The sequence below is a fragment of the Kitasatospora sp. NPDC028055 genome (assembly GCF_040637885.1).
In the GTDB taxonomy this organism is placed as follows: Bacteria; Actinomycetota; Actinomycetes; order Streptomycetales; family Streptomycetaceae; genus Kitasatospora.
The window spans coordinates 129,423-153,397 of record NZ_JBEZXE010000018.1 but is presented as its reverse complement, the minus strand read 5'-3'; the positions used below and the strand labels follow the sequence as shown (position 1 = coordinate 153,397).

Below are 23,975 nucleotides of genomic sequence, written 5' to 3'. Positions count from 1 at the left end.
GTCGCCGATGCTCCGCATGGACTCCCTCCTCCGCCTTGCGATGCACGCACCCTGACGCCGCGGTCTGGTCCGACCTGATCCACAAGACACGCCCTAGCCGACCGCAGAACCTGGACACCGGTGGCCGCCGGCTCGTGGTCGGACGCGCGGCCCTGGTGGTTCAGGTCGGTGAGCAGAGTCCGGCCGGGCCACTGTCGGGCGGCGTGCCGCCGCGAGGGTGTCCAGCTCGGCCGTCTGCGGTACTTCCGTGAGCGAACGTGTCCATGCCGGGAGTGCCGGATCACCAATCGCCCTTCTCGGTCACACAATGTGACGGCCATGTCACGTGATCGAAGGGACCGACCTGTGGCACCCGCACACCGACGGAGACCGATCCCTCCCGGACACCCCCGCAGACGCTCCCTCCGGCGCCCGCTCGGCGCGGCCCTCGCGCTTTCGCTGGCCGCCGGACCGCTGCTGCTGTCCGTACAGGCCTGGGCCGGCGAGAGCGCCGCGCCGCCGCCGAACCCGACCACCACCGCGAGGTCCGGCGGCGCCACCGACCAGCCGCCCGACCGGACGGACCGCCCGGGACCGGAGACACCCCGGCTGGTCCGGCCGCTGCAGCGGGTGCCGGGGCTGAACATCATCGACGCGGACGCCTCCGCCGCCTCCACCCCGACCTTCGGCGAGCCGTCGATCGCGATCAACCCCGCCAACCCCCAGCAGATCGCCATCACCCGCTTCGGCCCCAAGCCGGGATCGCGCTGGGACAACGCCGCCCAGCTGCTCTACTCCACCAACGGGGGCACCAGCTGGACCCCCGAGTCGGCCATCCCGGTGCCGCCGGGCGTCCCCGGCACCTCCGGCGGGCCGTGCGACCAGACGATCGACTACGGCCGCAACGGCACCCTCTACGGCACCTTCCTCAATTGCAACAACGGTGCCAACGTGGTCGTCACCGGCTCGACCACCGACCCCACCAAGGCCTCGTCGTGGGCGTGGAACAACCCCACGCCCACCACCACCCAGCTCACCACCGGCACGCACCCGTTCAACGACCAGCCCTGGCTGATCACCAACCCCGACACCGGCACCCCGACCCAGGACAACGTCTACGTCGGCTACCAGGACTTCAACGCCCCCGGCACCACGGCCAGTCCGCACGACCGGGTGAACGTCGCCCGCAACCACGCCAGCCCGGTCGACTTCCCCACCGCCAACGACGTGGGGGTCGGATCGGGGGCCCTGAACGACAGCATCAACGGCGGGCTCCGGCTGGCCGGCGACCCGCGCAACGGCGCCGTGTACGCCCTGTACCAGCAGGGCGGCAGCAACATGGTCAGCCAGCCCCAGCCCGTCACCATCAGGATCAACCGGTCCACCGACGGCGGCCGGACCTGGGACCTGGGCAACCCCCGGTCCCCGAGCACACCCCCGACCACGGCCACGGACGGCGTCACCGTCGCCTCGGTCAGCAGCGACCAGGGTGGCCAGGGCTTCAAGTTCGGCGGGGTCAACGCGCTGCTCGGCGGCATCCACCACGCCGCCGTCGACCCGACCAGCGGCGACGTGTTCGTCGCGTACGGCGTCGACGTGTCGGGCACCAACCAGATCCGGCTGCGCCGGCTCACCGACAACGGCGCGAACGACCTCACCATCGGCTCCGAGGTGAACGTCTCCACCTCGACGAACGCGGCGCTGCCGTCCGTCGCGGTGCTCAGCGACGGCACCGTCGGGGTCCTCTACCTGACCTCCGACGGCAACAACACCAACGGCTTCCCGATCTTCACCGCGCACCTCGCCCGAAGCTTCGACCACGGCGCCACCTTCACCGACTTCTCGCTGCGCACCTACACCACGCCGATGGGCACCCCCGGCGCCCCCACCGAGCGGCTGTTCGGTGACTACGAGCAGCTCAAGGCGGTCGGCACCACCTTCTACGGCGCGTTCGTCGGCAACCTCAACGGCACCGGCCAGACCACCGCCCAGCCGACCGACACGATCTTCTTCAGCGTCCCGAAGACGGCGACCAGCTCGACGCTCACCTCCTCCGCGAACCCGTCCGTCTACGGGCAGCCGGTGACCTTCACCGCCACCGTCGTACCGACCCCGGACGGCGGAACGGTCACGTTCAAGGTGGACGGCACCCAGCTCGGCAGCCCGGTGCCCGTCGACACCACGACCGGGAAGGCCACCTCGGCCGCCATCTCCTCGCTGACCGTCGGTGACCACACCGTCGAGGCCACCTACAGCGGTGACCTCGACTTCCAGGGCAACACGGCCATGAGCCTGACCCAGACCGTGAACCAAGCCTCCGTCACCACCACGTTGGCCTCCTCGGACGGCGGCCAGGCGGCCTTCGGACAGCCCGTCACCTTCACCGACACCGTCTGCCCGGCACCCCCGAGCACCGACCCGGCCCTGCCGCCCTCCGGCACGGTGACGTTCCGGGACGGCTCCACCGTGCTGGGCACCGGCACCCTCGCCCCCGGTGGCGGCGCCCACTGCGGTCAGGCCCAGGTGACCTTCGGCAACCTGCTCCCTGGCAGCCACACGATCACCGCGCAGTACAGCGGCGACGGCAGCTTCCTGGCGGGCGGGCCGGAGACCCTCACCGAGGTGGTGACCTGCGCCAATGTCATCACCGGTGACGTCCACGGTGGCGTGGACGCGACCGCGCCGAGCACCTGTGTCATCGGCGCCACCGTGCACGGGTCGGTCCGCGGCGCGGCCGGCGGGGCCCTGTTCATCGGCGACTCCACCGTCTTCGGCGGTGTGCACTCCGAGAACGGCACGCTCTTCGGCATGTGCGGCTCCAGCACCACGGGCACGGTGGAGGTCGGCCGCGCGAGCGGGTTCGTCCTCGTCGGCGACCCGGGTGACGACGGCTGTACCGGCAACCGGGTCAACGGCTCCGTCCACCTCGACGACAACCACGCGGGCGCCGAGCTGATCGCCAACCGGATCGGCGGCTCGGTCGAGGTCAACGGCACGACCGGCACCGGCCCGTTCCCCGAGGACTCCCGGGCCGAGATCGAGGGCAACACCATCGGCGGCTCGCTCCACTGCACCGGCAACAACCCGCCGCCGACCAACGGGGGCAACCCCAACACCGTCCACGGCGCGCGCACCGGGCAGTGCGCCAATCTGTGAACCGGTGAACCGGTAAGTGGATCCAGGTCGATCCAGGTCGATCCGAATCGATCCGAGGGGTCCGGCGCCGCGCGCCGGACCCCTCGGCATGCCCCCGGATCCCCACCGCGTGGATATGACCGCTGCACGGATAATGGCCGGACCGTCGGCCGACCGGGCCGGCGGGCAGCGATCGATCGAGAGGCAGCGCACGGATGACCCTGGAGGCAGGACGACGCGTCAGGTTGACGGAGGACCTCGGGCTCGGTGAGGCCGTCGCCGGCGAGCCCGCTGCCGCCGTCGGCTTGCTGTCACTGGGTGCCGGGGCGGAGGGCACCGTCGAGCGGGTGGACGGCGAACTCCCGGAGAGCGAAGGGGTCCGCGAGTACCAGCGGCTCAAGGCGCTGTTCGACGACTACGGGCACACCATGCCCGAGGCCAGCCGGGAGCGGCTGGTGGCGCAGCTCGCCGCGTTGGAGCCGGAGTGGGCCGAGCACCGGGAGCGGGGGAGCCGGGTGACGGTCCGGGTCCGGCTGGACAACGGGTTCGTCCTCGACGGTGTGCACCAGGACGTGCTTGCCGCCCTGTGAGAGGGCGTCCTCCCGGCCCGGGCCGCCGCGCAGGTGCGTCAGCCCGTCCCCGGATTGATCCGGGCCCGCTGGGCCAGCAGTTCGGTGAAGGCCACGGTGAGCGGGTCGGGGCGGGTGCGGGTGTAGGCGGCGAGGGCCCGGCGGACCGGCGGGTCGGGCCGCAGCAGCAGGCCGTCGAAGTGCGCCGGCACGATGTCGGCGGGCACCAGCGCCGGGCCGAGGCCGGCCGCGGCCAACAGCGGTGCGGCGGAGGTCTGTTCGGCGCGGACCGCCGCCCGGGGGTGGAAGCCCGCGCGGGCGCAGGCCTGGTCGAGCAGGTCGGCGAGGCCGTTGTCGGGGGCGTAGTGGACCCAGGCCCGGTCCGAGAGCTCGCCGAGGGCGATGGAGCGGGTGGGGCGGGTCGCGAGCGGGTCGTCGGAGGCCAGCACGACCGTGAACTCCTCGACGCCGAGCTCCCGGATCGGCCCCTCCCAGCCCTCCGGCACCGGGCCGATGGCGAGGTCGGCCCGGCCCGCGGCCATCGCCTCCTGGAGCCGCTCGGCGTGGGAGTACTCGCGCAGCCGGATCCGCACGCCGGGGTGCCGGCGGTGCCAGGCCCGGAGGACGGGCGGCAGGATGCCGAGGCTGATCGAGTAGACGGCGGCGACCTCCAGCTCCCCCTCCTCCAGGCCGCTGGCTCGCCGGGCCACCGCTTGCAGGCGCTCGACCTCGGCCAGTGCCGCCCGGGCGTGCGGCAGTACGGCCCGGCCGGTCGGGGTGAGCCGGACCGCGCGCGGCAGCCGTTCGAGCAGCGGGCCGCCGAGCGCGCCCTCCAGGGCCCGGATCTGGTGGGAGAGCGCGGGTTGGGTGACGTGCAGCTGCTCGGCCGCGCGGGTGAACGAGCCGGTGTCGACCACGGTGACCAGGTATTCGAGCTGTCGGAGCGTCGGCGTTGCCATGAGCGGATTTTATGGCAGCGGTAGAGAACAAGCCTTGGACTCATGGCGGGGCCCCGGGAGAGGGTCGTGGTGTGGCCGCCGCGCACAACGCAGCGGACGGCCGGATCCCCGATGCCCCCGAAGGAGCACCCCCATGTCCATCAGCACCCCGCCGCCGTCCGCCGTCACTCCGCCGCAGGGCACCTCGCTGCTGGGGCAGCGACTGATCGTGGTCGGCGCGGGTTCGCACACCGGCCGGGCCGTGGCCACCGCCGCCTCGGCAGCCGGCGCCACCGTCGTCCTGGCCGGCCCCGACCCGCGCAAGCTGGAGTGGACAGCCGGCGAACTGGCCGGACCGTCCGAGGTACTGCCCGTCGACCTCGCCGAGGAGCAGTCGATCGCCCGGTTCGCCGAGCGGGTCGGCACCTTCGACCACCTGGTCTCGACCGCCGCGATGCCGGCCAACGGCCCGCTGCGGGAGCTCGAACTCGCCGACGTCCAGCGGGCGTTCGCCGCCAAGGTGATCGGCCCGCTGCTGCTCGCCAAGCACCTGGCCGGGCAGGCCGCCGAGCGCGGCTCGTTCACCTTCTTCTCCGGGGTCGCCGCCTGGCGCCCGGCGCCCGCCCGCACGGTGATGGCCACCACCAACGGCGCACTGGCCTTCCTGGTGCAGGCCCTGGCGGTGGAGATCGCCCCGGTGCGGGTCAACGCGGTCTCCCCCGGCATCGTCGACACCGGCTCCTGGGACGGCCTGGGCGCCGACAAGGACGCCTTCCTGCGCGGCGTCGCCGCCCGCAACCCGGCCCGCCGGGTCGGCACCCCGGAGGACCTGGTCAAGGCGGTGCTGTACGCGATCGACAACCCGTACGTCACCGGCACCGTGCTGCACGTGGACGGCGGCGGCCGACTCGCCTGACCGTCCGCCCCGCCCCCGACCGCCCACCCCACCCCAACCGCCCCGAGGAGCAACTCCCCATGCGCTGGCCGATCCTGAGCTGTGCCACCACCCGCACCGCCGCCGCCCTCGCCACCGTCGCTGCCCTGGCGGCCGGCACCGCTGCCGCCGCGCCCGCCCCGACCACCGCCCCCTCCCCCGAGCGGGGCCACCACCGGCCCGCGCCCAGCTGGCCGCAGAACCTGATCGACCGCTCGCCCGACCTGGTCCAGCCGAAGGCGCTCACCGTGGACCGTTCGCTCGGCACCCGGCGCGCGGCCCAGGAGGTGCGACTGGCCCAGCAGTTGTACACCTTCTGGAACACCGGGCAGCAGCGGTACCTGGACGCCGCCATCAGCCCGCAGTTCCGGGACAACACGCTCCCGTCCGGCCGCCCCCAGGGCCCGGCCGGCCCGCTGTTCGCCTCGAAGAACTTCCGCGTCGCCGTCCCGGACCTGACCTGCGAGCTGTCCGACGTGCTGGTCGCCGGTGACCGGATCACCGCCCGGCTGGTCTTCCGCGGCCACTTCACCGGCACCTTCGACGGCGTCCGGGGCCGGGGCCAGGCCGTCGAGTTCAACGCCATCGACATCCAGCACGTCGGCACCGACCGGATCGTCGAGGACTGGCACATCGAGGACAACCAGGCGCTGCTGGCCCAACTGGGCATCCACGGCTGAGGCCTGGTGACGCACTCGGCCCGGTTCCGGCAATCCCTTGGCCGGAACCGGGCCGAGCTGGAACCATGGTCCGATGCGCATACTGATCATGGGCGGTACCCGGTTCGTCGGCCTCCACTTCGCCCGGGCCGCGCTGGCCGCCGGGCACGACGTCACCGTGCTGCACCGCGGCCGCTCCGGCGCCCACCTGCTCCCCGAGGCCACCCACCTGATCGCCGACCGCGACGCGGACCTCACCGCGCTGCGCGGCCTGAGCTGGGACGCCACCGTCGACGTCAGCGCCTACTTCCCGCGCCAGGTACGGCAGTTGGCCGCCGCCCTGGACCCCGGCGCGGCCGGGCGCTACCTCCTGGTCTCGTCCATGGCCGTCTACGACACCCCGGCCGCCCCCGGGTTCACCGAGGACTCCCCGCTGCTCCCGGCCGACGGCCCGGAGCCCGAGGAGATCACCCCGGCCACCTACGGCGTGCTCAAGGTCCAGTGCGAGCGGGCGGCCGTCGAGCGGTTCGGCCCGGACTCACTGCTGGTGCGGCCGACGTACGTGATCGGCCCCCAGGACTACACCCACCGCTTCGACCACTGGGTACAGCGGATCGCCCGTGGCGGCGAGGTGCTGGCCCCGGGCCGACCCGACGCCCCGCTCCAGGTCGTCGACGCCCGCGACCTCGCCGACTGGATGCTCGACCTGCTGACGAAGGGCGCCACCGGCGCCTACCACGCCGCGACTCCCCCGCCGTTCACGATGGGCGACCTGCTCGACGCCATCGCCTCCGCCGTCGCCCCGGCCGGGACCACGCTCACCTGGGTCGACGACGACTTCCTCCTGACCTCCGGCATCCAGGACCGCGCACTGCCGCTGTGGAGCGCCGACCCGCTGCGCCGGGCCACCAACACCGCCGACCCGGCCGCCGCCCTCGCCACCGGCCTCCGGCTCCGCCCGGTGGCGGACACCGCCCGTGACATCGAACCGTTCGAACCACTGCCGCAGGCCCTGACCCCGACCGCCGAGGCCGACCTCCTCGCCGCCTGGCACCGCCGCTGAACCGGACGCTGAACCGCCCGCCGAGCCGCCCACTGCGCCGGCCACTGCGCCGGCTACAGCCGGAAGGCCGCCGCCCCCCATCACCGCAAGGGGGCGGCGGCCTTCCGCAGGCTCGGGGTCAGCTGTGCTTCCAGGTCACTGAGAAGGCGCTGCCGCCGCTCAGCCCGGAGGTGGTGGCCTTGGTGACGCCGCCGGAGGCCATCGTGATGGCGTCCGGGTTGAAGCCGCCCAGGCTCTGGCCGTTGACGGTGGCGCTGCTGAACGAGACCGAATGGAAGTTCGACAGCGGGAGCACCCCGGTGGAGCTGGAGGGGGCTTCGGCGATCACCTCGGCGGAGGCCAGCGCGGCACTCTTGAGGGACTTGTTGACGGTGCGACTCCAGCCCGCCGTGGTGTCGGCGAGCGTGAGGGTGAAGGAGCCGCTGCCGTTGGTGGTGACGCTCGCGGTGAAGTGGTCGCCGGGGCGCACGGTGTTGCTGTAGTTGACCGGGTAGGCCGGGTACATCTCGTACCAGGAGGAGTACACCGGCGAGCCGCCGGAGCAGTCGGCCTCGGTGCCGGTCTGCTCGACGCTGTTGCTGCCGTCACCGTCCAGTCCGACCCAGAAGCTGGACCAGGTGTCGGTGCCGGTGCAGGAGACGGCGGGCTGGACCCAGCTGGCCTTGACGCTGGTGAACCGGCCGCCGGTGGCGGCGTAGCCGGACCAGTTGCCGCTGGTGCTGTGCAGCGTGCCGCCGCCGTGACGGGCGGCGAGCGGAGCCTGGACGAGGGTGGGGGCGGTGGCGGCGACGGCCGGTGCGGCGGCGCCCAGGACGGTCAGCAGGGCGGTGGCCACGGCGAGGGTGCGCCGACGGGCTTCGGGCATGGCTACTCCCTTGTGAGGGGGTGGAGTTGGCCGAGCGTCGACAAAGGTAGACCCGCCAGGTCGAACCAGTAGGTCACGCGGACATAACGAACCGTCACGCCGTCCGGGGGTCAACGCCACCCCGTCCGCACCACCGCACACGGGGGTACCGGCTCCCCCACCCGCCCCCTCCCGGAGGCCTACCTCACGTACCGTCCCCGACAGCCGGGGCGGGCGCGCCAGGCGCGCCGGGCGCGCCGGCCGGGGCGGGCGACGGGGCGGGCACGTCGTACTCGGCGAGCATCGCACGGGTGAAGCCGAAGAAGTAGGTGGCCAGGAAGCCGACGAGATAGCCGGTCAGCAGGCCGCCGCCGTAGACGGCCGCGCTCGCCGCCAGGCCGTGCGGGCCGGCCAGCAGCGGGAACAGGGCCCAGCCGGACGGGCCGACGGCGGTGGAGCCGACCGCGCTGCCGAGCTGGCCGGCCACGCCGACGAAGGCGCCACCGGCGGCGCCGCCCACGCAGGCCGTGACGAACGGGCGGCCGAGCGGCAGGGTCACCCCGTAGACCAGGGGTTCGCCGATGCCGAGCAGCCCGGCCGGGAGGGCGGAGCGGATGGTCGCCCGGATCGAGGCGTTGCGGCGCAGCCGGAGGTAGACGGCCGCGGCGCAGCCGACCTGCCCGGCGCCGGCCATGGCGAGGATCGGCAGCAGCACGGTGGAGCCCTGCTGCTGGATCAGGGTGGTGTGGATCGGGATCAGCGCCTGGTGCAGGCCGAGCATCACCAGCGGCAGGAAGAGGCCGCCGAGCACCAGTCCGGCGAGCAGTCCGCCGTGGGCGAGCAGCCAGGTGGCGGCGTGGCCGATGCCGGTGGAGACCTCCCCGGCGACGAACATCAGGCCGTACAGGGCGGCCAGTCCGCCGAACAGGACGGTGACGGTGGGGGTGACCAGGACGTCCAGTGCGGGGGGCACGACCCGCCGCGTCCAGCGCTCCAGTTGGACGGCCAGCAGGGCGGCGAGCAGCGCCCCGACCACGCCGCCCTGACCGGGGGTCAGGTGATGGCCGAAGGCCTCCACCTTGGCGACCCCGGCGTAGACGATCACCCCCGCCACGGCCCCGCCCAGCACGGGCGTGCCGCCGAACTCCTTCGCCGTGTTGTAGCCGACGAAGACCGCGAGCAGCGACATGAACCCCGAGGAGACCGCCGTCAGCGCGGCGACCAGGGCCGGCGCCCAGCCGAGGTTGGCCAGCGCCCCGGACAGCGCGGCGACGATGCCGCAGCCGATCAGGGCGGGGATCAGCGGGACGAAGACGTTCGCGATCCGGCGCAGCGCCTGCTTGACCGGGGTCGCGTTGCGCACCCGGGCCTCCGCCCGGATCCGCTCCCCGCGCCCGGCGAGCTCCTCGGCGGTGGGGGCCGAGGCGGTGGGGGCGGAGGCGGTGGGGGCCAAGACAGTGGGGGCGGAGGCAGTGGAGGCGTCGGCGCGGGGGGCGTCGAGCAACAGCCGCAGCTGCGCCGTGACCCCCGCGACGGCCCCCGGGCCGAGCACGATCTGGTACGTGTCGTCGTCGACCGTGCCCAGGACGGCCGGCAGCGCCGCGAGCGCCGCGCGGTCGACCAGGGAGCGGTCCGCCAGCCCCAGCCGCAGCCGGGTCATGCAGTGGGCCACCGAGCGGATGTTGGCGGCGCCGCCGACCAGCGGGAGGATCGCCTCGGCCACGGCGCGGTTCTTCTCGTCCGACATGCCAGAGGAGGTACCCGGATCGTCCCGGCGCCCAACCGGGGCCCGGCCGACGGACCCCGTACGCCCCGCCCGCCCCGTACGCGCCCTACCGCCCGATCCGCCGTCGGGACTACCGTTAGTTGGCGGCAGCTATCGAATTCCCACTCCGATCCGACGCCCGGCCGCGCCCCCCGGCCGGGCCGGCCCGGGCAGCAGGAGGCAGCGGTGGCGACACGACTCTCCGGCAGCGGCAGTAGCAGCGGCGACCGAACGGGCGGCGGCAGATCCGGCAGCGCTCGCACCGGACGAACCGCCCGTACCGGAGTCGAACCGGACCATCCCCGGTACAAGTGGGTGGCCCTCTCCAACACCACGCTCGGCACCCTGATCGCCACCATCAACGCCTCGATCGTGCTGATCTCCCTGCCCGCGATCTTCAACGGCATCGGTCTGGACCCGCTGCAGCCCGGCAACGTCAGCTACCTGCTGTGGATGCTGATGGGCTACATGCTGGTCACCGCCGTGCTGGTGGTGACCCTGGGCCGGCTGGGCGACATCCACGGCCGGGTGCGGATCTACAACGCCGGTTTCCTGATCTTCACCCTCACCTCGGTCGCACTCTCCCTCGACCCGCTGCACGGCGGGCCGGGCGCGCTGTGGCTGATCGGCTGGCGGGTGGTGCAGGCGGTCGGCGGCTCGATGCTGATGGCCAACTCGGCCGCGATCATCACCGACGCCTTCCCCGCCCACCGGCGCGGCACCGCGCTGGGCGTCAACATCGTCGCGGGCATCGCCGGGTCGTTCATCGGCCTGGTCCTGGGCGGGCTGCTGGCGGAGTGGAACTGGCGGTCGATCTTCTGGGTGAACGTGCCGATCGGGGTGCTCGGCACCGTCTGGGCGTACCGCTCGCTGCGCGACACCGGGGTGCGCCGGCCCGCCCGGATCGACTGGTGGGGCAACGTCACCTTCGCCGTCGGCCTGACCGCGCTGCTCGCCGGGATCACCTACGGCATTCAGCCGTACGGCGGCCACACCATGGGCTGGACCAACCCGTGGGTGCTCGCCGGGCTGTGCGGCGGGGTGGCGCTGCTCGCCGTCTTCTGCCTGGTCGAGGCCCGGACCGCCGAGCCGATGTTCCCGCTCTCGCTGTTCCGCGACCCGGTGTTCACCGGCGGGAACGCGGCCACCCTGCTGGGCTCGATCGCCCGTGGCGGGCTCCAGTTCATGCTGATCATCTGGCTCCAGGGCATCTGGCTGCCGTTGCACGGCTACGACTACGCCGACACCCCGCTGTGGGCGGGCATCTACCTCGTCCCGCTGACCGTCGGCTTCCTGGCTGCCGGGCCGATCGCGGGCTACCTGTCGGACCGCGCCGGGGCCCGGCTGTTCGCCGCGGGCGGGCTGGTGGTGATGGCGCTCTCCTTCGCCGGGCTGCTCCTGCTGCCCACCGACTTCGGGTACCCGTGGTTCGCCGTCCTGGTGTTCCTCAACGGGCTGGGCGGCGGCCTGTTCGCGGCCCCCAACACCTCGCTGATCATGTCGAGCGTGCCGGCCGAGGCCCGCGGCGCCGCCTCCGGGATGCGGGCCACCTTCCAGAACGCCGGCATGGTGCTGTCGATCGGGGTGTTCTTCTCCCTGATGGTGGCGGGCCTGGCCGGCTCGCTGCCGCACACCCTCACCGCCGGGCTGACCGCGCAGGGCGTGCCGGCCGCCGACGCCCAGGCGATCGGCGCGCTACCGCCGGTGGGCACGCTGTTCGCCGCGTTCCTCGGCTACAACCCGGTCCAGCAGTTGCTCGGTCCGCATGTGCTGGGCCAACTTCCGGCGGGCAACGCCCGGACGCTGACGGGCCGGGAGTTCTTCCCCCAGCTGATCTCGGGGCCGTTCCACGACGGGCTGGTCGTGGTGTTCTGGCTGGCGATCGCGATGTCCCTGGTCGCCGCGGCCGCCTCGCTGGTGCGCGAGCGGCAGCGGCCGCAGCAGCGGCCCGCCGCCGGGTCGGTCCGTCAGGAGGCGGGCCGGTGAGCACGGCGGGCGACGGACTCCCCGACGAGGCGGTGGTGCGGCTCCGGGTGGCCATCGGCCGGCTCAACCGCCAACTGGTCCGGGCCTCCGGCGACCAGGACCTCACGGCCGCCCAGCTCTCCGCCCTCGTCCGGGTCGAACAGCACGGCCCGCTGCGGCTCGGCGAACTCGCCGCGCTCGAAGGGGTGGCCGTCCCGTCGATGGTCCGTACGGTCGGCCCGCTGGTCGCCGAGGGCCTGATCGCCAAGACCCCCGACCCGCAGGACGGACGCTCCCAGCTCCTCGCCCCCACCCGGCTCGGGCGCGACACCCTCGCCCGGATCCGCCGAGAGCGCACTGCCCTGCTGGCCCGCCGCAGCGCCCGGCTGACGGCCGAGCAGTGCCGCGCGCTGGAGGCGGCCCTGCCGGTGCTGGAGCTCCTGCTCGACGAACCCGACGCGCCCTGACGCGTCCTGACGCGTCCTGACGCGCTCCACCCCGCTTTCGCCCCCACCGGGCCACCCGCCTTCGCCCCCCACCGATCGACGGTGAACCAACCACGCCCGGTGGGGTGTTGACGAACCGAAGCCGTCCCGGCCGCTGCCACGCCGACACGGCCGTACGGCGCGAGGCCCGGCCCGGCCTCGGCCGTTCCGTGTGCGAGGTGAACCGCCGCTCAGCGGCGGTGACGGCGCAACGGCGCCAGTGGCGGGATCCCGCCCGGTCAAGCCTCGGTCATGGGGTGGACTTCGGCCTTGTTCGCCGCCACCGGGCTTGGCTACCTTCCTACCGCTGACGCCGTGCAGGCTCAGCACCACTCCCTTGGCATGCCCCGATCAACCATCGTCCGGCGGCGCTCCCCGTCCCCCACGGGCCGACGTGCCGTGCCCCGCCGACCCTCCAGGGCTGCCGTCTGCTCGTGCGCGTCTCCCCCTCACACCCCGGGCCCGCTCGCCGGCCGGCCGCCTCACAACGGCCTGGTCGGCGCCCCCGGGGTCCGCCCCCCCACCTGGGAGGGCTCCGTTGCGCAACTTCCTCCGTTCCCCACTGCGGCAGGGCCGGCTCCGGGCCGGCACCGCGACCTTCGCGGTCGGCGCCGTGGTCGCCGCCGGCCTCGCGCTGGCCGCCCCGGCCGACGCCTCCACCGCCTGGTCCGGCACCACCGGCACCTCCGGCAGCGGCGTCAAGCACGTGTGCGCCAAGCCGACCGGCCCGCACCAGATGGCCTGTGACGCGTTGGTGCGCACCGACGTCGTCCAGCCGCACGCCTTCGCCCTGAACGCGGTCTCGCCGAACGCGACGCCGTCCGGCCTCGGCCCCGGCGACCTGCAGAGCGCCTACGCACTGCCGGCCAACGGGGGCGCCGGGCAGACCGTCGCCATCATCGACGCGCAGGACGACCCCAACGCCGAGTCCGACCTGGCGACCTACCGCACGCAGTACGGGCTGCCTGCGTGCACCACCGCCAACGGCTGCTTCAAGAAGATCGACCAGAACGGCGGCACCAGCTACCCGACCTCCGACACCGGCTGGGCGGGCGAGATCTCCCTCGACCTCGACATGGTCTCCGCGGTCGCGCCGAACGCCCACATCCTGCTGGTCGAGGCCAACTCGGCGACCATGGCCGACCTCGGCGCCTCGGTCAACCAGGCCGTCGCCCAGGGCGCCAAGTTCGTCTCCAACAGCTACGGCGGCTCCGAGGACTCCAGCGACACCAGCTCGGACAACCAGTACTTCAACCACCCCGGCGTGGCCATCACCGCCTCCTCCGGCGACTCCGGCTACGGCGCCCAGTACCCGGCCGGCTCCCAGTACGTCACCTCCGTCGGCGGCACCTCGCTGACCCGCGCCTCCAACGCCCGCGGCTGGAGCGAGTCCGTCTGGGGCTCCACCTCCGGCGGCAACGGCGCCGGCTCCGGCTGCTCCGCCTACGACCCCAAGCCCAGCTGGCAGACCGACAGCGGCTGCGCCAAGCGCACCATCTCGGACGTCTCCGCCGTCGCCGACCCGGCCACCGGCGTCGCCGTCTACCAGACCTTCGGCGGCAGCGGCTGGGCCGTGTACGGCGGCACCAGCGCCTCCGCGCCGATCATCGCCGCCGTCTACGCCGACGCGGGCACCCCGGGCGCGGGCGACGTCCCGGCCAAGTACCCCTACCAGCACGCCGGTTCGCTGAACGACGTGACCAGCGGCGCCAACGGCAGCTGCTCGCCGAGCTACCTGTGCACCGCCGGCGCCGGCTACGACGGCCCGACCGGGCTCGGCACCCCCAACGGCCTGGCCGCCTTCACGGCCGGCGGCAGCACCGGCGGCAACACCGTCACGGTCACCGGCCCCGGCAACCAGAGCGGCACCGTCGGCACCGCCGCCAGCCTGCAGATCCACGCCAGTGACTCGGCCTCCGGCCAGACCCTGAGCTACTCGGCCACCGGCCTGCCGGCCGGACTGTCGATCAACTCCTCGTCCGGCCTGATCTCCGGCACCCCGACCACCGCGGGCAGCAGCAACGTCACGGTCACCGCCAAGGACACCACCGGCGCCACCGGCTCCGCCTCCTTCACCTGGACCATCGCCGGCTCCGGCGGCGGCACCTGCACCGGCGGCGGCCAGCTGCTCGGCAACCCCGGCTTCGAGACCGGCGCCGCCTCCCCGTGGACCGCGTCCAGCGGCGTGATCGACAACTCCAGCAGCGAGCCGAGCCACTCCGGCTCCTGGAAGGCCTGGCTCGACGGCTACGGCACCACCCACACCGACACCCTGAGCCAGACGGTCACCATCCCGGCCGGCTGCAAGGCGACGCTCAGCTTCTGGCTGCACATCGACACCGCCGAGACCGGCACCACGGCCTACGACAAGCTCACCGTCCAGGCCAACTCCACCACCCTGCACACCTACTCCAACGTCGACGCCGGCACCGGCTACGTGCAGCGGACCTTCGACCTGTCGAGCTTCGCGGGCCAGAGCGTGACCCTCAAGTTCACCGGTACCGAGGACTCCTCCCTGCAGACCAGCTTCGTCATCGACGACGCCGCCATCAACGCCTCCTGACCGACTGCCTGACCGCTCCAACCCGTGTGGGCCGCAAGCTCGTTGCGGCCCACACGGCCTTGTCCGGGCCCGACCTGTTCAGGCCCGACCTGTTCAGGGCCGCCCTGTTCAGGCCCGCCCCTGGCTGCACCCCGGCCCGGCGGGCTCCGTGCTTCCACTCCGCCTCGGCGGCCCGGCCCCGCCGTCCTGCCGAGCGGCCACCCGGCCGACGTCTACAGCGCGCCCTGCCCGGTCCAGGGCTGCCCTGCCCGCCCGGCCCCGTGTCACCCGGGTGCCGGGCCGTACTGGCGGTGTCGGCGGGCGGTCCGCACCGTGGTGGGAGGAGAGACGACGACGACCCCCAGGACGGTACCGATGGACCCGAACGACTCCCCTCCCCGCCTCGTGGTCGGCGTCGACGGTTCCCCGCCGTCGCACGCCGCGCTGCGCTGGGCGGTCCGGCAGGCCGGGCTGACCGGTGCGGTGGTGGACGCCGTGGGCGCCTGGGAGCCGCCGAGCCACATCGGCTGGTCGGCGCCGGTGGTCGACACCACCTTCGACCACGAGCTGGCCGAGCGGAAGTTCTCGGAGGAGCTGGACGCGGTGCTCGGCGCGGAGTGCCCGGTCACGGTGCGCCGGACCATGGTCCTGGGCGACGCCTCCGACGTCCTGCTCGACGCGGCGAAGGGCGCCGAACTGCTGGTGGTGGGCAGCCGCGGACGCGGGAGCTTCACCCGGGCGCTGCTCGGTTCGGTGAGCGCCCACTGCGCCCAGCACGCGACCTGCCCGGTGGTCATCGTCCGCGCACAGTGACCCCGGCGCGTCCTCCGGCACGTCCTCCGGCGCGCCCTACCGGGCGTCCAGGTCCCGGGCCCGGCGCATCCGGGCCGCCAGGGTATCGGGGGCGATGATCGGGTCCGGGTACTCGGGGGCGAGCAGCCAGGGGCGGTGCACGGCCGGTCCGGGCAGGTGCGCCAACTCCGGTACCCAGCGCCGTACGTAGACCCCGTCGGGGTCGTAGCGGTCGGCCTGGCGCAGCGGGTTGAGCACCCGGTTGGGCCGGGTGTCGGTGCCGGTGCCGGCCACCCACTGCCAGTTGAGCTGGTTGTTCGCGACATCGCCGTCGACCAGCAGGGAGAGGAAGTGGGCGGCGCCGATCCGCCAGTCCAGGTAGAGGGACTTGGCGAGGAAGCTCGCCGTCAGCAGCCGGGCCCGGTTGTGCATCCAGCCCTCCTCGGCGAGCTGGCGCATCCCGGCGTCGACGATCGGGTAGCCGGTGCGGCCCTCCCGCCAGGCCTCGGTCTCGCGCTCGTCGCGGTGCCAGCGGTCGTCCCGGGTGCGGTAGTCGCGGTGCGCGGCGTCCGGGCGGGCGGCGAGCACCTGGTGGTGGAAGTCGCGCCAGGCCAGCTGCCGGACGAAGGCCTCCGCCCCGGGACCGCCCCGCTGGAGGGCGCGGGCGGTCAGCTCGGTGGCCGAGAGGCAGCCGAAGTGCAGGTACGGGGAGAGCCGGGAGGTGTCGTCGGCCGCCAGGTCGTCGTGGACGTCGGCGTAGGCGTCGACGTCCCAGCGCCGCCACCGTTCCCGGGCCGCGGTCTCGCCGCCGCGCGGGAGCGAGGGTGAGAACGGGCCGCTGACCACGAGGTTCTCGCTGCCGATGCCGTCCGGCGTGCGGATCACCCGGGGCGCGCCCAGCACGCTGCGGTGCGGGGCCTGCTGCCAGGCGCGGTGGTACGGGGTGAAGACGGCGTAGTGGTCGCGGCCGGCCGGGGCGATCCGCCCGGGCGGCACGACCGTGATCGAGGCGTCGTGGACGTGCAGTCGCTCGCCGAACAGGGCGAGCAGCGCGGCCTCGCGCCGCCGGGCGTAGCCGCTGGCCCCGGCGGCGACGTGCACCGTCCCGGCCCCGGTCTCGGCGGCGAGCCTGGCCGTCTGCTCGGCGGTCGGGCCCCGGCGGACGATCAGCCGGGAGCCGGCGCGGCGCAGCGAGGAGTCCAGGTCGGCGAGGCAGTCGGCCAGGAAGGCCATCCGGTTGGGGGCGGCGAAGCCGGCCGCCTCGACGGCCGGGTCGAGGACGAACAGCGGCACCACCTGCTCGGCTGCGGCGCGGGCGGCGTGCAGCACGGGGTTGTCGTGCAGGCGCAGGTCCTGGGTGAACAGGGCGATCGAGACGGTCATCGGCGGGACCTCGGGGCGGGTGCGGTCGGGGTTCTGGGCGTGGGGGTTCTGAGGGTGGGAGTTCTGGGCGTGGGGGTTCTGGGGGTGGGGTTGCGGCGCGGCGGCCGTCGGCCGGCCGGTCAGGCGGCATGCCGGGCCCGTTCGGTGATGTTGCGCGCCATGGCCGAGAACACCAGGGAGTGGAACGGCGCCACCGACCACCAGTAGGCGTGGCCGGCCAGTCCGTGCGGGTGGAACAGGGCGCGCTGGCGGTAACGGGTGCCGCCGTCCCCGTCCGGGGAGACCCGCAGTTCGAGCCAGGCCAGGCCTGGCAGTCGCATCTCGGCCCGCAGTCGCAGCAGGCGGCCGGGTTCGATCTCCTCGACCCGCCAGAAGTCGAGGGCGTCGCCGACCCGCAGGTGGTCCGGGTCGCGTCGGCCGCGCCGCAGCCCGACCCCGCCGGCCAGCCGGTCGAGGGTGCCGCGCAGCGCCCAGGCGAACGGGAGGGAGTACCAGCCGTTCTCGCCGCCGACGCCCTCGACGACCCGCCACACGGCGGCCGGGTCGGCGTCCACCCGCCGTTCCCGCAGGTCCTGGTAGAGGCTGCCGCCGGCCCAGTCGGGGTCGGTGGGCAGCGGGTCGCTGGGGGCGCCGGGCAGCGAGGCGGAGGACCACCGGGTGGTGACCCGGGCCTCGCGGATGCGGCGCAGGGCGAGTTCGAGGGCACGGTCGAAGCCGGTAAGCCCCTGCGGCGGGTCGGGGATCCAACGGGCGATGTCGTGCTCGTGGCAGACGACTTCGTGCCGCAGCGACTCCACCAGCGGGCGGGCGAGCGGGCCGGGCACGGGGGTGACCAGGCCGACCCAGTGGCTGGACAGCGCCGGGGTGAGCACCGGCACCGGAAGGATCAGCCGGGGCGGCAGGCCGGCCGCGCGGGCGTAGCGCTGCATCATCAGCCGGTAGGTCAGCACGTCCGGTCCGCCAATGTCGAAGACCCGGTCGGCCTCGGGCGGCAGCGCGGCGGCGCCGACCAGGTAATGGAGCACGTCACGGACGGCGATGGGCTGGATCCGGGTGTCGACCCAGCGCGGGGTGACCATGGCGGGCAGGCGCTCGGTCAGGTAGCGGAGCATCTCGAAGGAGGCCGAGCCGGAGCCGATGATGACGGCGGCCCGCAGTTCGGCGGTGGGCACCCCGGCCTCCCGCAGCACCCGGCCGACCTCGGCGCGCGAGCGCAGGTGCGGGGACAGCTCGGCCTCCGGCACCCCGGCGGGCACCAGCCCGCTGAGGTAGACGATCCTGCCGACCCCGGCGCGGGCGGCCGAGCGGGCGAAGGCCCGGGCGGCGCGGCGGTCGGTGGACTCGAAGTCCGGCCCGGTGCCGAGCGAGTGGACCAGGTAGTAGGCGACCTCGATGCCGTCGAAGGCGCCGTCCAGCGTCTCCGGCCGGGTGACGTCACCCGCGGCCGTCTCCACCTCGGCACGCCACGGCTGGTCGCGCAGCCGGCCCGGGTCGCGGGCCAGGCAGCGGACGCGGTGCCCGGCGGCGAGCAGTTCGGGGACCAGGCGGCCGCCGATGTAGCCGGTGGCGCCGGTGACCAGGCAGTGCTTGCCGGTCGGGGTCGGCTCGTCCATGGTCTGCTCCTTCCGTACGGCGTGGTGTTCCTGAGGAATGGGTGCCGGACTCCGGTCAGCGGAGCAGCCCCGCCAGGTGGCCGAGGGCGGTGGCGAGGTCGCGCGGCCGCAGGGTGCCCGGCGGGCGGCGGGGGCCGGCCCAGCCCGGTCCGGCGACCAGCACCACCGGCTGGGTGCGCGCGCCATGCGGGCCCCAGGCCGTACGGACCACCCGTTCGACCAGGGCCCGGTCGGCGGTGCGGGTGACCTGCGACCAGAGCAGCACGGCGGGCGGTCCGGTCCGGCGCACCGCTTCGAGCAGCGCCTCGGGCGGCAGGGCGGGCCCGAACATCCGGAACGGCAGGCCGCGTTCGGCCAGCGCTGCGGCGAGCGCCTCCAGCGGGAGGGCGTGCAGTTCGGACGGCATCCCGGCGAGCAGCGCGGCCGGGCCGGGCAGCGGCTCGGTCCGGTCGGCGACCCGGCGCAGCGCGGCCGCCACGTGCCAGGACAGCAGGTGCTCCACCTCGACGTAGCGCTCGCCCTCGGCGACCCACTTGCGCCCGGCCGCCCGCAGCGCCGGGGTCATCACCTCCGTCCAGGCGACGACTGCGCCCAGCTCGTCGACGCTGCGGCGCAGGATGCGGGCCACCTCGGGGGCGTCCAGCCGAACGGCGGCCCGGGCCAGGCCCCGGCACTCGGGGCGCACGGTGCCCACCGGCAGGGTGTTGCCGCCGGAGGCCGTACCGGTGCGGACCGCCGGCTGCCCGGTCCCGGGTCCGGACTCGGAGCGGGAGGCGGCCCCGGCCGCCAGGGCCGTCCGGGCGGCCTCGGCGGGGTTGACGCCCCGGGCGGTGAGCCGGCACATCTCCTCCAGGACGGCCACGTCCTCCGGCTCCCAGCGGCGGTGCCGCCCGGGAGCGCGGTGGGCCGGGCCGATGCCGTAGCGGCGTTCCCAGGACCGGATGGTGGTGGGCGAGACGCCGAGCCGGCGGGCGAGGGCTCCGGTGGTCAGTCCGGCCGGGGCTGGTGCGGTCGGGGCGGTCACGGCCGCGAGCCTACGACGGGGCGTCGGGGCCCGGTCGACCGACGCGCGCGTGGCCGGGGCGGGAGCCCGGCGGCGGCGCCGAGCTCCTCGCGCAGCCGGGCCCGCCCGTCGGCGGTCCGGTCGGGTAGGGCCGGTCCGGCGGGTCCGGCGGGTCCGGTGGGCCGCGCGGAGGACGGCCGGTCGGTGATTGCCTGCACGTTCCGACTGTCGCGCACTCACCCGCTGCACTGGTAGTCGCACCGTTTTCGCACCGTTTTCCAGCCGTGCCGGCAGGCCCGGCGAGGGTTCCGCCGAGCTCCGGAGCGACCCGTGGTCGGTCAGCCCTGTGCTACCTGGGCAGCGCCTGGTGGAGGTAGATCGTCAGTGGTGTTTATCCGTAGGCTGACGGCATGTCCAACGAGTGGTCCTTCCCCGACGACCTCATTCGGCTCCGACGGGAGTACAACGCTGCCAGGCGGGCGATGTGGGCAGACGCGATGGAGTCGGCCGAGCCTCGCCACGCACAACTGGAGCTCCAGGAGCGCATCTCGGCGCATCCCTTCTGGGAGTCCGTTCCCGACGAACAGCGGCACATCGCCCACCGGGCGCTCAAACAGGCCAGCCTCTACCCGAAGCCCTGAGCCGCCCGGCAACCGGAAGTCGCCGAGAAGTGCTGCACGAAGCGGAACCACGAGGGCACTGACAGCGAGCGAAGCCGTGACCCGGCTCGACCGCCGGCTCTCCCCGAGCAGCGAGCCGCCGCAGCACAGCTGTGGCGGCTCGCCCACCCCACGGCGGCCTGACGTAGGGTCCCAAGGTGCCAATTCTGATGATCGACGCAGGACCGACCACGGCGGACGCCCTGGTGACCCGTACCGGCGGAGTGCCCCTGGCCCCGCCGGGAATCGAGTGGCCCACCTGTGCCTCGTGCGACGGGCCGATGCAGTTCCTCGCCCAGGTCCTCCTGAACGATCCCGACAACGGCACCGGCGACGGCACCGGGCTGCTCGCGCTGTTCGCGTGCCAGAACGACCCAGGGATGTGCGACGACTGGGACCCCACCGCCGGCGGGAACCGCGCCCTGCTGTTCCCTGCCACGGGCCTGCGGCCGCTCCCCCGGCCCGAGCTCGCCGACGACGACAGCGACGACCAGGCGGTGCTCGTGCTCGACGCCGTCGGAGCGGTGGCCATCGCACACGAGGACGGCCCCGACTACGACGCGGCCCGCGAGGCCTGGACGGCCAGGAGCGGGCGCCCGCCGTCTGCCGTCCTCGGCCAGCTCGGCGGAAGCCCGGCCTGGATCCAGGGCGACGAGACGCCCTCCTGCCCCGGGTGCGACCACCCCATGGGGCTGGCCGTCCAGCTGGAGGAGGGGCCCGACCGCGCCACCGCCATGAACTTCGGTGGTGGCGGCTGCGCCTACGCCTTCACCTGCGGGCCCTGCGCCCGGGCGGTCCTGCTCTGGCAGTGCTGAACCACCGGCCCGGACGGACCGGTGCCCCAGGTTCAGTCCGTCAACTGGGCTTGGAAGACTGCGCTGTTGAAGTACGCCCTGGCCTCCCGGATGAGGCCGGTGTCGTCCAGTTCGTAGATGTTGATGCCGGACCAGTTGACCGGCTTGCCGTCCAGTGCGACGGCGGCGCCGCGCCAGGAGACGGCGACGTGCTGGCCGACGGTGTGGGCCTCCAGGGGCGTGAGGCCGAGGAAGGGCCGGAAGCTGGGCAGCACGGAGGCGATGAACTCGTGGATCGCGGCGCGTCCGGTGATCGGCGGGGTGCCGACGGGGTCGTGGAAGACGCCGTCCTCGGCGAAGGCCGCCGCCCAGGTGTCGGCGTCGCCGTCCTGGGAGGCGTGGAAGAACTGGAGGACGGCGGCGGGCATGGCGGGGAATGTCATGGCAGGTCCCTTCGGAGGCTGGAGCGGGAAGGTCGAGGGCGTGGAAGCGGCGGTGGCGCCCTGGCGAAGGCGCGGCGGCCGTTCACCCGGCCGCGGCCGGGGGCGCTGACGGCGTGTCCGTACGGCCGGGTCCACGCAGTCGGGCGGCGAGCGCGACCGCCGCGGCGAGGGCGATGAGGGCGCACACCCCCGGCCAGCCGTACCGGGCGTGGACCCGGATGCCCAGCCACGATCCGGCGCTGCCGCCGAGGAACGAGCAGGTCATGTAGGCGGTGTTCAACCGGCTGCGGGCCGCCGGGTTCAGGGCGAAGATCCGGGCCTGGTTGGCGACCTGGCTGCACTGCACCGCCACGTCCAGCAACAGGAGCCCGACGACGAGCCCGGCCAGGCCGGTCGCTCCGCCCGCCGCGCCCGCGGTGAGCACGGCGGCCGCGGCGAGGGTGGCCGCGATGCACCAGCCGTTCACCCGGTCCGGGCCGTGCCGGTCGACCCAGCGGCCGGCGGCCGGGGCGCAGAACATGCTGGCCGCGCCGATCAGGGCCAGCACGCCGACCGCCTGGGCGCCCATGCGGTAGGGCGGCCCGGTGAGCAGCAGGGCGAGCGCCGTCCAGGCGGCGCTGAACCCGGCGAAGAGGGTGGCCTGGTAGAGCGCGGAGCGGCGCAGGCCGGGCTCGGTGCGGAGCATCCGTACGGTGTCGGCGAGCAGGGCGGAGTACCGCTCGCGGGTGGCCGGCGCGGTGCTGGGCAGGGCCAGGGCGAGGACCAGCGCGAGCAGGCCGGTGAGCCCGGCGGCGACGAGGTAGGGAGCGCGCCAGCCGAGGTGGTCGCCGAGCACGCCGCCGAAGGTGCGGGCCAGCAGGATCCCGCCGATCAGGCCGCCCTGGAGGGCGCCGATCACGGCGCCGCGCCGCTCGGGTGCGACCAGGCCCGCCGCGAGGGGCAGCAGCAGTTGCGGGACGACCGTGGCCAGGCCGACCACGGCACCGGCGGCGACCAGCAGGCCGGCGGCCGGGGCGAGCCCGGCGGCCAGCAGGGCGCAGCCCGTCACGGCCAGCAGCACGCTGATCAAGGGGCGGCGGGGCAGCCGGTCGCCGAGCGGGACGAGCAGGAAGATCCCGGCGGCGTAGCCGAGTTGGGTGACGGTGGCCACGCCCGCCGCCGTGCCCGGCGCGATGCCGAACCCGTCGGCGACGAGCGGGGTGAGGGCCTGGGGGAAGTAGACGTTCGCCACGCTGACGCCGCAGGCCAGCGCCATCACCAGCGGCAGCCGCCGGCCCGGCTCGGCGGGCGGCGACGGAGCCGGCACTGGCGGAGGCGGAACGGACGGCAACGGAACTGGCGCGGGCGAGGCGGGCACTGGTGAGGCGGGCGCGGGCGGATCGGTCCTGGGCATCACCACTCCATTCGAACGAACTAGTTGGTTCGGAAGCTTGAGGAGAGCGTCGCAGACCGTCGCGGGAACGTCAAACGAACCGGTTCGTTACCATCGCTCCATGGCCTACGACTCGACGGCAACCAAAGAGCGGATCCTCACGGCGGCGGCCGCCGAATTCGCCGCCCACGGCGTCGCCGGCGCCCGGGTGGACCGCATCGCCGCCCAGGCCCGGGCCAACAAGCGGGCGATCTACGACTACTTCGGCGACAAGGACAAGCTCTTCGCCGCCGTCCTCGAACGCCTGATGGCCGACCTCGCCGAGGCCGTCCCGCCCGGCGACGACGACCTGCCCGCCTACGCCGGGCGCCTCTTCGACTACCACCGCGCCCACCCCGAGGCACTGCGGCTGCTCATGTGGGAGGCCCTCGAACTCGGCGACGGGCCCGTCCCCGGCGAGGCGGCCCGCACCCGCCACTACCAGGACAAGCTCCAGGCCGCCCAGGGCACCGGCGACCCCCGCACCCGCCTGTTCTTCGCCCTCGGCCTGGTCGGCTGGAGCCTGGCCATGCCCCAGCTCCGCCGCATGATCTTCGGCCCCGACCACAGCCTCGACGAGCTCCGCGCCGACATCGCCCAGGCCGTCCGGGCCCTCCCCACCACCGCCGCACCGGCCGACACGCCCTAACCCCGTCCCACCGTCGGCTCTACGCCCGCCGGGTGACCTTCGCGCCGGACGGCGGGGTGGCCGCCGAGGTCCGGACCGAGGACGGCGGGGCGCCGCAGCGGTGCGGGGCGCGGGGCGCTGGAGCGGTCTGCCCGCACCCCCTGAGGCGGTCGGAGTCGTGTGCTCCGACCGCACGGTGGAAGCCGATGCCGGCCACCGCGAGAAGCAGCCCGGCGGTGACGCCCAGCAGGATGCGGGCACGCACGGACAGCCCGGCGGCCGGCACGGACATGGCCACTCCCGGTCTCGACTTCACTGGAATGGTCTCAACCAATCACCGAACTCCGCAGCGATTCGGGCAAGTTGCCCGT

General features: G+C 74.3%; 21 protein-coding genes. 12 read left to right on the top strand and 9 right to left on the bottom strand.

Going from position 1 to position 23,975, the window contains the following annotated elements; genetic code table 11:
- Positions 1 to 345 precede the first annotated feature (345 nt).
- Positions 346 to 3,135 (top strand): Ig-like domain-containing protein, encoded by a 2,790-nt coding sequence (locus AB0F71_RS20165; protein WP_360235999.1) that lies wholly within the window; start codon positions 346 to 348, stop codon positions 3,133 to 3,135.
- A 224-nt stretch (positions 3,136 to 3,359) separates the two neighbouring features.
- Positions 3,360 to 3,704 carry a hypothetical protein gene (locus tag AB0F71_RS20160; protein WP_360235997.1) on the top strand — a complete coding sequence of 115 codons (345 nt, stop codon included), beginning with the start codon at positions 3,360 to 3,362 and terminating at the stop codon, positions 3,702 to 3,704.
- Between the two features lie 38 nt (positions 3,705 to 3,742).
- Here AB0F71_RS20160 and AB0F71_RS20155 read toward each other — a convergent pair whose 3' ends face one another.
- A complete protein-coding gene (locus AB0F71_RS20155) occupies positions 3,743 to 4,642 on the bottom strand; it encodes a LysR family transcriptional regulator (protein ID WP_360235994.1) in 900 nt (299 codons plus the stop codon).
- 133 nt (positions 4,643 to 4,775) lie between these two features.
- On the opposite strand from AB0F71_RS20155, the gene AB0F71_RS20150 reads away from it, so the two are divergent.
- The 3 genes from AB0F71_RS20150 (at position 4,776) to AB0F71_RS20140 (ending at position 7,277) form a co-directional block, all read left to right on the top strand.
- On the top strand, positions 4,776 to 5,537 hold the full coding sequence (locus AB0F71_RS20150; RefSeq protein WP_360235991.1) for an SDR family oxidoreductase: 762 nt from the start codon (positions 4,776 to 4,778) through the stop codon (positions 5,535 to 5,537).
- Positions 5,538 to 5,596: 59 nt separating this feature from the next.
- On the top strand, positions 5,597 to 6,235 hold the full coding sequence (locus AB0F71_RS20145) for an ester cyclase (protein WP_360235988.1): 639 nt from the start codon (positions 5,597 to 5,599) through the stop codon (positions 6,233 to 6,235).
- Between the two features lie 73 nt (positions 6,236 to 6,308).
- The gene (locus AB0F71_RS20140) at positions 6,309 to 7,277 is read left to right on the top strand and encodes an NAD-dependent epimerase/dehydratase family protein (RefSeq protein ID WP_360235985.1); all 969 of its coding nucleotides are present in this window, start codon (positions 6,309 to 6,311) and stop codon (positions 7,275 to 7,277) included.
- 118 nt (positions 7,278 to 7,395) lie between these two features.
- Here AB0F71_RS20140 and AB0F71_RS20135 read toward each other — a convergent pair whose 3' ends face one another.
- Both AB0F71_RS20135 and AB0F71_RS20130 read right to left on the bottom strand, forming a co-directional pair.
- Positions 7,396 to 8,142, bottom strand: a complete 747-nt coding sequence (locus AB0F71_RS20135) for a G1 family glutamic endopeptidase (RefSeq protein WP_360235982.1) — start codon at positions 8,140 to 8,142, stop codon at positions 7,396 to 7,398.
- 184 nt (positions 8,143 to 8,326) lie between these two features.
- On the bottom strand, positions 8,327 to 9,868 hold the full coding sequence (locus tag AB0F71_RS20130) for a PTS transporter subunit EIIC (RefSeq protein WP_360235979.1): 1,542 nt from the start codon (positions 9,866 to 9,868) through the stop codon (positions 8,327 to 8,329).
- Between the two features lie 333 nt (positions 9,869 to 10,201).
- Between AB0F71_RS20130 and AB0F71_RS20125 the strand changes: the two genes are divergently transcribed.
- From AB0F71_RS20125 to AB0F71_RS20110, 4 genes are all read left to right on the top strand, one after another.
- Positions 10,202 to 11,872, top strand: coding sequence for an MFS transporter (locus AB0F71_RS20125; protein WP_360235976.1), 1,671 nt, complete (start codon positions 10,202 to 10,204; stop codon positions 11,870 to 11,872).
- Positions 11,869 to 12,318, top strand: coding sequence for a MarR family transcriptional regulator (locus AB0F71_RS20120; RefSeq protein WP_360235973.1), 450 nt, complete (start codon positions 11,869 to 11,871; stop codon positions 12,316 to 12,318). Before AB0F71_RS20125 ends, AB0F71_RS20120 begins: the two co-directional genes overlap by 4 nt.
- Before the next feature lie 631 nt (positions 12,319 to 12,949).
- The gene (locus tag AB0F71_RS20115; RefSeq protein ID WP_360236017.1) at positions 12,950 to 14,899 is read left to right on the top strand and encodes a putative Ig domain-containing protein; all 1,950 of its coding nucleotides are present in this window, start codon (positions 12,950 to 12,952) and stop codon (positions 14,897 to 14,899) included.
- A 354-nt stretch (positions 14,900 to 15,253) separates the two neighbouring features.
- Positions 15,254 to 15,691, top strand: a complete 438-nt coding sequence (locus AB0F71_RS20110) for a universal stress protein (protein ID WP_360235970.1) — start codon at positions 15,254 to 15,256, stop codon at positions 15,689 to 15,691.
- Positions 15,692 to 15,727: 36 nt separating this feature from the next.
- Here AB0F71_RS20110 and AB0F71_RS20105 read toward each other — a convergent pair whose 3' ends face one another.
- The 3 genes from AB0F71_RS20105 to AB0F71_RS20095 form a co-directional block, all read right to left on the bottom strand.
- A complete protein-coding gene (locus AB0F71_RS20105) occupies positions 15,728 to 17,053 on the bottom strand; it encodes a deoxyribodipyrimidine photo-lyase (RefSeq protein ID WP_360235967.1) in 1,326 nt (441 codons plus the stop codon).
- A gap of 119 nt (positions 17,054 to 17,172) precedes the next feature.
- Positions 17,173 to 18,666 carry an SDR family oxidoreductase gene (locus AB0F71_RS20100; RefSeq protein ID WP_360235964.1) on the bottom strand — a complete coding sequence of 498 codons (1,494 nt, stop codon included), beginning with the start codon at positions 18,664 to 18,666 and terminating at the stop codon, positions 17,173 to 17,175.
- Between the two features lie 55 nt (positions 18,667 to 18,721).
- Complete coding sequence (locus tag AB0F71_RS20095; protein WP_360235961.1) at positions 18,722 to 19,690, bottom strand: MerR family transcriptional regulator; 969 nt, start codon at positions 19,688 to 19,690, stop codon at positions 18,722 to 18,724.
- 389 nt (positions 19,691 to 20,079) lie between these two features.
- On the opposite strand from AB0F71_RS20095, the gene AB0F71_RS20090 reads away from it, so the two are divergent.
- Entirely contained in the window at positions 20,080 to 20,310 is a 231-nt protein-coding gene (locus AB0F71_RS20090) for a hypothetical protein (RefSeq protein WP_360235958.1), read from the top strand.
- 188 nt (positions 20,311 to 20,498) lie between these two features.
- The gene (locus AB0F71_RS20085) at positions 20,499 to 21,143 is read left to right on the top strand and encodes a DUF1963 domain-containing protein (RefSeq protein WP_360235955.1); all 645 of its coding nucleotides are present in this window, start codon (positions 20,499 to 20,501) and stop codon (positions 21,141 to 21,143) included.
- A 32-nt stretch (positions 21,144 to 21,175) separates the two neighbouring features.
- Here AB0F71_RS20085 and AB0F71_RS20080 read toward each other — a convergent pair whose 3' ends face one another.
- Together AB0F71_RS20080 and AB0F71_RS20075 are read right to left on the bottom strand one after the other, a co-directional pair.
- On the bottom strand, positions 21,176 to 21,565 hold the full coding sequence (locus AB0F71_RS20080; RefSeq protein WP_360235952.1) for a nuclear transport factor 2 family protein: 390 nt from the start codon (positions 21,563 to 21,565) through the stop codon (positions 21,176 to 21,178).
- Positions 21,566 to 21,647: 82 nt separating this feature from the next.
- On the bottom strand, positions 21,648 to 22,820 hold the full coding sequence (locus AB0F71_RS20075; protein WP_360236014.1) for an MFS transporter: 1,173 nt from the start codon (positions 22,818 to 22,820) through the stop codon (positions 21,648 to 21,650).
- A gap of 238 nt (positions 22,821 to 23,058) precedes the next feature.
- Here AB0F71_RS20075 and AB0F71_RS20070 point away from each other — a divergent pair, with 238 nt between their 5' ends.
- Positions 23,059 to 23,625, top strand: coding sequence for a TetR family transcriptional regulator (locus AB0F71_RS20070; protein WP_360235949.1), 567 nt, complete (start codon positions 23,059 to 23,061; stop codon positions 23,623 to 23,625).
- A 19-nt stretch (positions 23,626 to 23,644) separates the two neighbouring features.
- Here the strand turns inward: AB0F71_RS20070 and AB0F71_RS20065 are convergent, their stop codons facing one another.
- On the bottom strand, positions 23,645 to 23,896 hold the full coding sequence (locus AB0F71_RS20065) for a hypothetical protein (protein ID WP_360235946.1): 252 nt from the start codon (positions 23,894 to 23,896) through the stop codon (positions 23,645 to 23,647).
- Positions 23,897 to 23,975: the final 79 nt, after the last annotated feature.